Here is a 7,920-nt window from a genome sequence, read left to right as displayed (position 1 = left end):
AGCTGTTCTGTACGGTAAACAGCTTCTTGTGCAACTTCGTCCATATCAATTAAGCGCTGTGCCTCTTCATTTGTCAATACCTTTCTAGCTTCTTTCACAGAAAGTTTTCTTTTCTTCTTACGCTTTGGCATAAAGCTTCCTAGCGCATCTTGAAAATTCATACCCATCTGTTCCATGCCTGTTCCTTGAAGCATATCAAACATAGAGGATTGTTGTTCCTCAACTTCAATCGTAATGATTTCATCCTCCAATAAACCGGCTGCCAGCTTGCGCTCAACTTCTGTACGGCGTTGTTCATTTACCGGTTCTTCTGGTTGACTATCGCTTTTCGATTCTGTATTTTGATACCCTCCAAACAACATTTCAAGCGGATTCTTAAAGTTTTGCTGTTTTTTTGAAGTTGGAACTAAAATGTCAATAATTCTTTGATTTGCTTGTTCCTCTGCTTTTCCTTGGACACTACCTACTTTTTCTTCTTTCACAATTCGAACAGATGTTTCCGTTAAATCACGTACCATGGATTCTACATCCCGACCTACATAGCCCACCTCTGTGAATTTCGTCGCTTCCACTTTAATAAAAGGTGCACCTACAAGTTTTGCTAGACGTCTGGCTACTTCTGTTTTTCCTACACCCGTCGGTCCGATCATCAAAATATTTTTGGGTGAAATTTCATCACGAATGTTCTCATCAAGTAAGCTGCGGCGGTAACGGTTACGAAGAGCGACAGCAACAGCCTTTTTTGCATCCTTTTGTCCAATAATGTATTGATCTAACTTCTCTACAATTTGACGCGGCGTATAATGTAACTGCATCACTGTATACCTCCCTTTACAATTCCTCAACGATAATATTTCCGTTTGTAAACACACAAATTTCACTTGCAATTTCTAGACTAGCCTTTGCTATCTCACTAGCCGTTAGATGATCTCCCGCATGCCTTTTAAGAGCGCGCCCAGCCGATAGAGCATAATTTCCTCCGGAACCAATTGCTAAAATACCATCATCTGGTTCAATAACTTCTCCTGTACCCGATATAAGAAGCATACTATCCACATCCATTACTATAAGAAGGGCTTCAAGTTGACGAAGCATTTTATCACCGCGCCACTTCTTCGCCATTTCAACGGCTGCTCGCTGTAAATTACCATTATATTCTTCAAGCTTTCCCTCAAACATTTCAAAAAGAGTAAAGGCATCTGCTACAGAACCAGCGAAACCAGCTAAAATTTTACCTCGAAACAAACGGCGAACCTTGCGCGCTGTATGCTTCATTACAACCGAATTCCCCATTGTAACTTGCCCATCACCTGCCATTGCACACTTGCCATTATGATGGATTGCAAAGATCGTAGTAGCATGAAAGGTTACCATACATAAAAACTCCTTTATCATTATGATTACACTGATGCATATACACTCTACATGCAAAACTGCTAAAAATTAACAAATATCTATTTGCAGTGATTGGTTTTTCAACCAATCTCTATACATTATATGATTATTTATTTTTTCTAGCATTCATTACGCTCTTGGATGATGTTCCATATATACAGACCGCAATCTTTCCTTCGAAACATGCGTATAAATTTGAGTAGTAGATAAATGCGCATGTCCTAGCAATTCTTGAACAGTTCGTAAATCGGCTCCTTCATTTAGCATATGAGTAGCAAATGTATGACGAAGCATATGAGGACTAATATGTAGATTAATAGAAGTTTTTCCAATCATGTCATTTAAAATATAACGAACGCCTCTATCCGTTAAAGCGTGCCCTTTATTATTCAAAAACAGTACATTTGTTTCCTTTTGATTACGTAATAACTTTTTTCTTCCATCCTGCATGTAAAGGTGTAATATTTCCGCAGCATAGCTCCCGAATGGAACAAATCGTTGTTTGTTTCCTTTTCCTGTAACAAGAATCGTTTCCGTATGAAAATCAATATCCTGTAAAGATAAATGACAACACTCGCTTACCCGAATTCCCGTGGCGTAAAGAAGCTCCAAAATCGCTTGATTTCGCTGTCCTAACGGTGTTTGAATATCTGCTACTTCAAAAAGCGTTGCTAGCTCTTCTTCGTATAAAAAGTGTGGAATAGATAATTCTTTTTTAGGAAGCGCGGCAAGAACAAAAGGATTTTCAGTACAATAATTTTCTCTCATAAAGAAACGATACATACTACGCAAACATGAAATTTTCCTTGAAACAGATTTTCGTGCTAGCTTTGCATCATGTAATTCTGTTAAATACAACCGAACATCACTGTAGGAAACATTTTCAAAGGATGAGATACACTGAACATTCATGAAAGAAACAAATTGTTCAATGTCTTTTCTGTAACTTACAATCGTGTGTATGGAATAATTACGTTCAATTTGCAAATACTCAATGAACTGACTTACCTTTTCTTTATTATCCATAATATCGCCACCTAAAGCAAAAGCCACTAAATGTTAACACAGTTTAGTAGCTCTTGCAAGAAATTTGACTAAATATTTACAAAATTTTGAATTGTTTCTAAAGCACGATTGCTATAAGCTTCATACCGTTCTAATTTCTTCTTCACCTTTATTTCCAACGGAGGGAATAAACCAAAGTTTGCATTCATCGGCTGAAAATGCTTTACATTTGTATTCGTGATATAGTGTGCCATACTTCCAATCGCTGTTACTGGAGGAATAACGACCGGATCCTCTCCTAGCACAAGTCTAGCAGCGTTAATTCCTGCTAGCAAGCCCGATGCAGCAGATTCTACATATCCTTCTACCCCTGTCATTTGACCCGCAAAAAATAAATCGTCCCTCTCTTTAAATTGGTATGTTGGACGAAGTAGCTTTGGAGAATTCAAAAATGTATTACGATGCATCACACCATAGCGTACGATTTCTGCTTGCTCCAATCCAGGAATAAGGCCGAACACTTCTTTTTGTGCTCCCCATTTCATATGCGTTTGGAATCCTACAATATTATAAAGTGTCCCTGCTGCATCATCTTGTCGCAGTTGAACGACTGCAAACGGCGTTTTACCCGTGCTAGGATCTTCTAATCCAACCGGTTTCATAGGACCAAATAAAAGTGTTTGTTTTCCGCGCTTAGCCATGACTTCAACGGGCATACAGCCTTCAAAATAAACTTCCTTTTCAAACTCTTTCAAAACAGCAACTTCAGCTGTTACAAGTGCGTCGTAGAAGCGATCAAACTCTTCTTCCGTCATAGGACAATTTAAGTAAGCTGCTTCCCCTTTATCATATCTTGATTTTAAATATACTTTATTCATATCAATACTTTCTTTCTCCAATATTGGAGCTGCTGCATCGTAGAAATAAAAATAGTCTTCCCCTGTAAGTGCTTTTAATTGTTCAGAAAGTGCCTGAGAAGTTAATGGACCTGTAGCGATCACCGTTGGTCCTTTCGGAATTTCTGTAATTTCTTCATTAATTACCGTTATATTCGGATGATTTTTTACGTATTCCGTTACCTTTCCTGCAAATTCGTGACGATCTACTGCAAGCGCACCACCTGCAGGCACAGCGCATTCATCTGCAGCACGGATAATAACTGAATCTAAACGACGCATTTCTTCCTTGATAACCCCAACTGCATTTGTTAATGAATTCGCACGAAGAGAATTACTACAAACAAGCTCTGCAAATTTGTCTGTATGATGAGCTGGCGTTTGTTTTACTGGTCTCATTTCATATAAATTAACTTGAACACCACGCTTTGCAATTTGATAGGCCGCCTCACTCCCTGCTAGTCCAGCCCCTATTACATTGACTACTTGTTCCATAACTATCGATCACCCTTCTTCTAATATGTCCGAAAAAAATGTGAGCAAGACCTGCTCACATTTGTTGTACTTCTTCGTAATCACATGAAACGCATTGTACTTGAACACCTTTTTTCAGTTTTTTCTCCACGAGCATTCCATCACATTTTGGACAGGTACGCGGAAGCGGCTTATCCCACGATACAAAATCACAGGTTGGATACTCGCTACAACCGTAGAAAATACGTTTTTTCTTGTTGCTGCGACGTTCAATAATTTGCCCTTTCCCACATTTATGACAAGTAACTCCAATTTCTTTCACAATCGGTTTCGTATTACGACAATCAGGAAAATTCGAACATGCCATGAACTTCCCATAACGTCCCATTTTAAATACCATAGGGCTTCCGCAAATATCGCAATCTTCCCCTGCAGGCTCATCTTTTATTTCGACTTCTCGCATCTCTTTTTCTGCTATAACTAAATGCTGTTCAAAGCTTTTATAAAATTCATCAATAACTTGAACCCAGTTAGCTTTCCCATCCTCGATTTCATCTAAGCTATGTTCCATATTAGCCGTAAATTCAATATTAATCACTTCTGGGAAAAACTCTAGAATAAGCTCAATGACAATCCCACCAAGCTCTGTCGGAACAAATCTCTTATTATCTAATCCCACATACCCTCGTCGTTGAATGGTCTCAAGTGTGGGAACGTAAGTTGATGGTCGACCAATACCTAGTTCCTCCAACGTTTTAACCAATCTGGCTTCTGTATAGCGCGGAGGCGGCTGTGTAAAATGCTGTTTCGGTTCAATATCTACAGCATCTACGTTCTCCCCTACTTCAAGAGGAGGAAGTAACCGATCCTTTTCTTCTCTTTCATCATCACTTGATTCCACATATACTTTCATAAAACCTGGAAATTTCACTACCGATCCGTTTGCACGAAACTGTACATTATTATGTGTTAGCGTAACCGTTACCGTATCCATTATAGCAGATGCCATCTGGCTAGCAATAAAACGCTCCCAAATTAATTTATATAATCGTAACTGGTCACGACTTAACACGGCCTTTAATTCTTCTGGTGTGCGAATTGTGGAAGTAGGGCGAATCGCTTCATGAGCATCTTGGGTATTGTTCTTCTTCACTTCTTTCCGCTTTTCAACATTTACATAGCCTTCTCCAAATCTTTCCGTAATGTAAGAACGAGCCTCCGCTTGTGCTGTTTCGGAAATACGAGTTGAATCCGTTCTCATATATGTAATTAACCCAACTGTTCCTTCCTTACCTAAATCAATACCTTCATATAGCTGCTGTGCAAGCATCATTGTCTTCTTCGCACGCATATTTAATTTTCGTGCCGCATCTTGTTGCAAAGAAGAAGTTGTAAATGGCAGCGCTGCGTTACGCTTTCGTTCCTTTCGCGATACGGTTTCTATTGTAAATTGCTTTGTATCCAAGTTATTCAGTACATTTTGTACGTCCTGTTCACTGTGCAATTCTGTCTTTTCACCATTCATACCGTAAAAAGAAGCTTCAAATACTTCATTTTCCTTTTCAAATTTCGTTTTTATCGTCCAAAATTCTTCTGGTACGAAAGCTTGGATTTCTCGTTCACGCTCCATAATAAGACGAACGGCAACGGATTGTACACGTCCTGCACTTAACCCTTTTTTCACTTTCTTCCACAATAAGGGACTCATATTATATCCTACTAAACGATCTAGTACTCTGCGAGCTTGCTGCGCATCAACCAAATCCATATTTATCGCACGTGGATGCTTGAATGATTCCTTAATTGCATCTTTTGTTATTTCATTAAAGACCACCCGACAATCAGATGACGTATCAACATGCAGAGTATTAGCTAAATGCCAGGCAATGGCTTCTCCTTCGCGATCCGGGTCAGCTGCAAGATATACTTTCTTTGCTTTTTTTGCAGCTAGCTTTAAATCTCTTAATACAGGACCTTTTCCGCGTATCGTAATATATTTTGGCGCATAATTATTTTCTATTTCAATGCCCATCTGACTTTTTGGCAGGTCACGAACATGTCCCATGGACGCAATCACTTTATACTTTTTTCCTAAATATTTCTCTATTGTTTTCGCCTTTGATGGCGACTCTACAATTACGAGGTAATCTGACATTCTAGTGCCTCCTTAAGAGGTGAATTCAAGCCTTCATTAATATGATGGATTCGCCTTCTTTTTGTAAATCAAGAATGAATATAAAATAACATAGATGAGGAGGGACTTGTCAACCATTCTTTTTATAAAAGTTAAAAAATGTTCAATATCGACTAATTTCGTGTCAATTCTTCGACAATATCCGCAGAATTCACTACAAGCTTCGCTCCTTGCTGTATAAGTCGGTTACTCCCAACCGTGGATGACAGATGGATTGGTCCGGGCAATGCAAACACTTCGCGATTTTGATCCAGTGCACAGTCTGCCGTAATCAGTGACCCACTTCTCTCCTGTGCCTCAACAATTAAAACACCTTGTGATAATCCACTGATAATCCGGTTTCTCTTCGGAAAATACCATTTTTGAGGTACGTATGAGGGGGGATACTCAGATATGAGTAATAGATTCTGATTCCATTTTTGTAATGCTTTATAGTTTGCTAGTGGATAAATATGCGATAATCCTCCTCCTAACACTGCAATTGTACTTCGCCCTTGCTCCAGCGTTGTTATATGCGCATTTATATCAATTCCATAGGCTAACCCACTTACAATAATCCAATCTTCACGAAGAAGATCGCGAAGAATATAGTGAAGGCTGTTTATCCCATTTGTTGAGGGTCGTCTTGTTCCTACAATAGCTAACATATGCGTATGATGTAACAGAAAAGCATTCCCCTTTCCGTATAATACAAAAGGAGGATCTGTGATTTCTTTCAGCAACACGGGATAATCTTCATCCCAAATTGTTATGTAAAATATTTCTTGTTCGTGAAGTTCTTTTTCAATTGAAATACTTGACGTAGAATGAAGATAATGATACATACGTTGTGCTTTTTGAGGTGAAAGCTTGAGAAGAGACTCCATTTCTGAGGCAGTGATCGTATATATGCACTCCAATTGTGGATCTAGAGAAATCAGTTTTGCAATCAAACCCCAATTATCGGCTAATAACGTATGAATATGAAGAAGTCGTTTACGTTTCATAAAATAATCCCTTCTATTAAAATAAAAGGGTGTCCAAATAGGAACACCCTTCTTTTCACATTACGGAGCTTTACACGTCTCTAGTAACCCTTTTTCCTTTAAAATTGTAATAAGAGTTTCTCCCATTACGGAAGGTGTCTGCGCAACCGCAATGCCGCATTCTGTCAAAACCTTCATCTTTTCAGATGCCGTTCCTTTACCTCCTGAAACAATTGCTCCAGCATGACCCATACGCTTTCCAGGCGGGGCTGTTTGACCCCCAATAAAACCTACTACAGGTTTATTCATATTAGCGCGTATCCACTCAGCTGCTTCTTCTTCTGCTGTTCCGCCTATTTCACCAATCATGATAATAGCATGCGTTTCATCATCTTCATTAAATGCTTGCAGTACATCAATAAAATTCGTTCCATTTACCGGATCTCCCCCAATACCTACTGCGGTAGATTGACCAATTCCAGCTTCTGAAAGTTGATGGACAGCTTCATATGTTAATGTACCAGAACGGGATACAATACCGATATGACCTTTTTTATGAATATAGCCTGGCATTATGCCAATTTTACATTCTTCTGGCGTAATAATACCTGGACAATTTGGACCTAATAATCGTGTTTTTTTGCCTTGCAAGTATTTTTTTACTTTGATCATGTCTTGCACAGGAATGCCTTCTGTTATCGCAATAACTAAATCTAAATTTGCGTCAGCTGCTTCCATAATTGCATCTGCTGCAAAGGCTGGTGGAACATAAATAACCGAGGCACTAGCTCCCGTCTCATTTACCGCCTGGCTGACAGTATTAAAAACAGGAACATCCGCTATTAATGTTCCGCCTTTTCCTGGCGTAGTGCCTCCTACTATTTTCGTTCCATATTCAATCATTTGTGTTGCATGAAACAAACCTTGCGAACCCGTTATGCCTTGGACAATTACGGTTGTATCTTTGTTTACGAAAATACTCATTGTTTCC

Annotated in this window: 7 protein-coding genes; all 7 read right to left on the bottom strand. The window is 39.0% G+C overall.

Annotated elements, in window-relative coordinates; genetic code table 11:
- Positions 1-815, bottom strand: an 815-nt coding sequence (locus AC11ZT_RS04170) for an AAA family ATPase (RefSeq protein ID WP_484058394.1), incomplete at its 3' end; no start/stop codon positions are given.
- 16 nt (positions 816-831) lie between these two features.
- Positions 832-1,374 carry an ATP-dependent protease subunit HslV gene (hslV, locus tag AC11ZT_RS04165; protein ID WP_484058393.1) on the bottom strand — a complete coding sequence of 181 codons (543 nt, stop codon included), beginning with the start codon at positions 1,372-1,374 and terminating at the stop codon, positions 832-834.
- A 150-nt stretch (positions 1,375-1,524) separates the two neighbouring features.
- Positions 1,525-2,421 carry a tyrosine recombinase XerC gene (gene xerC, locus AC11ZT_RS04160; RefSeq protein WP_484058392.1) on the bottom strand — a complete coding sequence of 299 codons (897 nt, stop codon included), beginning with the start codon at positions 2,419-2,421 and terminating at the stop codon, positions 1,525-1,527.
- Between the two features lie 68 nt (positions 2,422-2,489).
- The gene (gene trmFO, locus AC11ZT_RS04155) at positions 2,490-3,791 is read right to left on the bottom strand and encodes an FADH(2)-oxidizing methylenetetrahydrofolate--tRNA-(uracil(54)-C(5))-methyltransferase TrmFO (protein ID WP_484058391.1); all 1,302 of its coding nucleotides are present in this window, start codon (positions 3,789-3,791) and stop codon (positions 2,490-2,492) included.
- Between the two features lie 55 nt (positions 3,792-3,846).
- Complete coding sequence (topA, locus tag AC11ZT_RS04150; protein WP_484058390.1) at positions 3,847-5,925, bottom strand: type I DNA topoisomerase; 2,079 nt, start codon at positions 5,923-5,925, stop codon at positions 3,847-3,849.
- A gap of 152 nt (positions 5,926-6,077) precedes the next feature.
- Positions 6,078-6,950 (bottom strand): DNA-processing protein DprA, encoded by an 873-nt coding sequence (gene dprA / locus AC11ZT_RS04145; RefSeq protein ID WP_484058389.1) that lies wholly within the window; start codon positions 6,948-6,950, stop codon positions 6,078-6,080.
- Between the two features lie 60 nt (positions 6,951-7,010).
- On the bottom strand, positions 7,011-7,913 hold the full coding sequence (gene sucD, locus AC11ZT_RS04140; protein WP_484058388.1) for a succinate--CoA ligase subunit alpha: 903 nt from the start codon (positions 7,911-7,913) through the stop codon (positions 7,011-7,013).
- Positions 7,914-7,920 lie beyond the last annotated feature (7 nt).

Source organism: Ectobacillus sp., assembly GCF_056992975.1.
The sequence above is the reverse complement of the archived record's forward strand: the minus strand, read 5'-3'. Positions and strand labels throughout refer to the sequence as shown.

Excerpts from the sequence above, each read along its gene's own strand:
- hslV (WP_484058393.1), bottom strand. The coding sequence starts at position 1,374 with ATGGTAACCTTTCATGCTACTACGATCTTTGCAATCCATCATAATGGC.
- xerC (WP_484058392.1), bottom strand. The coding sequence starts at position 2,421 with ATGGATAATAAAGAAAAGGTAAGTCAGTTCATTGAGTATTTGCAAATT.
- topA (WP_484058390.1), bottom strand. The coding sequence starts at position 5,925 with ATGTCAGATTACCTCGTAATTGTAGAGTCGCCATCAAAGGCGAAAACA.
- trmFO (WP_484058391.1), bottom strand. The coding sequence starts at position 3,791 with ATGGAACAAGTAGTCAATGTAATAGGGGCTGGACTAGCAGGGAGTGAG.
- sucD (WP_484058388.1), bottom strand. The coding sequence starts at position 7,913 with ATGAGTATTTTCGTAAACAAAGATACAACCGTAATTGTCCAAGGCATA.
- dprA (WP_484058389.1), bottom strand. The coding sequence starts at position 6,950 with ATGAAACGTAAACGACTTCTTCATATTCATACGTTATTAGCCGATAAT.